The 1,722-nt window shown below is 42.3% G+C and carries 1 protein-coding gene; it reads left to right on the plus strand.

Annotation, left to right across the window (positions count from 1 at the left end):
• Window positions 1–484 precede the first annotated feature (484 nt).
• The gene (locus QUA01_RS27240; RefSeq protein WP_333093633.1) at window positions 485–1,627 is read left to right on the plus strand and encodes an ISAs1 family transposase; all 1,143 of its coding nucleotides are present in this window, start codon (window positions 485–487) and stop codon (window positions 1,625–1,627) included.
• Window positions 1,628–1,722 lie beyond the last annotated feature (95 nt).

A 1,722-nucleotide genomic window follows, 5' to 3' on the forward strand; every position in this document is an offset into this window, starting at 1 on the left:
CAGCATCCCAGAAATTAGCGCGGCAATAATAACCATCAGCTACCAAATAGCGTACAGATTCTGGCAATAAAGAACGGGTTTTTTTTTAAATGTTGAGCATAGTCGTCAACTCTTGTTATCTCAGGCGTTGAGCATAGTCGTGCTTTTTTTTTAGTTGGTTTTTTTGATTTTCTTTTCCTTTGAGCAGTGAGGGGATTTTTGGGTAGTTCTGTGGGAGGACGCCAGGGTGTTTGTTGTACACTCACACTATAAGACAAATGAGTTTCCACTTCGACCACAGAAACAGGGTAAGCTCATCTAATTTGGTATAAATTGTACTTGACAAAAAGACAACTATAGAAAACGTGGCATTCACGTATGAGCAATTCTATAATGCCTTAAAAGCTAAGTCATCAAGCCGTAAAACTCAATGGATAAAGGATTCCTGCCCGCCCGGCCAACGTAATCGTCAAAGCAACCACGCTCAGAAGCCCCACCTATTTCCATGCAAGAGTTACAAGGGAGCTTGTCAAGTTATTTTGATGACGTACCCGACCCAAGAGTGAACCGAACCAAACGCCACCTACTGAAAGACATTCTCGTCATTGCCATATTATCTACAATAGCTGGAGGTGAGGGATGGGAAGACATGGAAAATTATGGAATCAGTAAGCAGCAATGGTTGCAAAAATTTTTAGACTTACCCAATGGCATCCCGAGCGATGATACCTTTCGACGAGTTTTTGAAAAGCTAGACCCGAAAGTTTTAGAACAGAAGTTGACTCAATGGGTTAAACAATTAATGGGGCCAGTTGACCAACAAGTTATCCCGATTGATGGCAAAAATCTCCGAGGTTCTTATGACCGAAAAACCGGGGTAAATAATTTACATTTAGTGACAGCTTGGGCTAGCGAAAATCGGTTGGTACTTGGACAAGTTAAAGTGGAAAACCATTCCAATGAAATCACAGCTATCCCAGCTCTATTGGAATTAATCGATGTCACCGGAGCGATTATTACGATGGATGCGATGGGTACTCAGACCGAGATTGTGCGGCTGATTCGTCAAAAAAAAGCCGATTATGTCGTTACCCTCAAAAAGAATCATCCAACTCTTTACAAACAAGTCAAGACCTGGTTTGAAACAGCCAGAGCCAACCAATTTGGTGGAATTGAAGTGAGTGAAGATTCCCGAACGGAAAAAGCACATCATCGAGTCGAAACTCGAAAAGTTTGGGCGGTTCCAGTGGCGGCACTAGGACGACTTTACAAACAAGAAGACTGGGCAGATATTCAGACTATTGTTATAGTAGAACGTTTCCGTTATTTGTGGAACACAACCACTCATGAAGTACAGTTCTACCTGAGTTCCTTACCCGTAGATGCCCAGGTTAATGGTCGCGCTATTCGTCAACATTGGAGCATTGAAAATCAAGAACATTGGATTTTAGATGTCACTTTCAATGAAGATCGATGTCGCATTCGGTCGTTGAATAGCCCTCGGAACTTCGCTGCTATCAGACGGATGTCCCTGAATGCTGTCAATCAAGAAACTACTCTCAAGCGTAGCTTGCGACAGAAAAGGAAACGGGCTGCAATGAATGATGAATACATGATGCTTCTTCTCAAATCCTTTTGTCAAGACTGATTGAGATGCTCTTACCCTGACCACAGAAATTACAGAAATTTCTAATCCCTCTTCTGGTCTGCCAGCTACACCATTATAAAAGCTAGCTTTCCCTT

The sequence above is a fragment of the Microcoleus sp. S36a_B3 genome (assembly GCF_036700745.1).
Lineage (GTDB): Bacteria > Cyanobacteriota > Cyanobacteriia > Cyanobacteriales > Microcoleaceae > Microcoleus.

Coding starts and splice junctions, on each gene's coding strand:
- QUA01_RS27240 (WP_333093633.1), top strand. CDS start 485: ATGCAAGAGTTACAAGGGAGCTTGTCAAGTTATTTTGATGACGTACCC.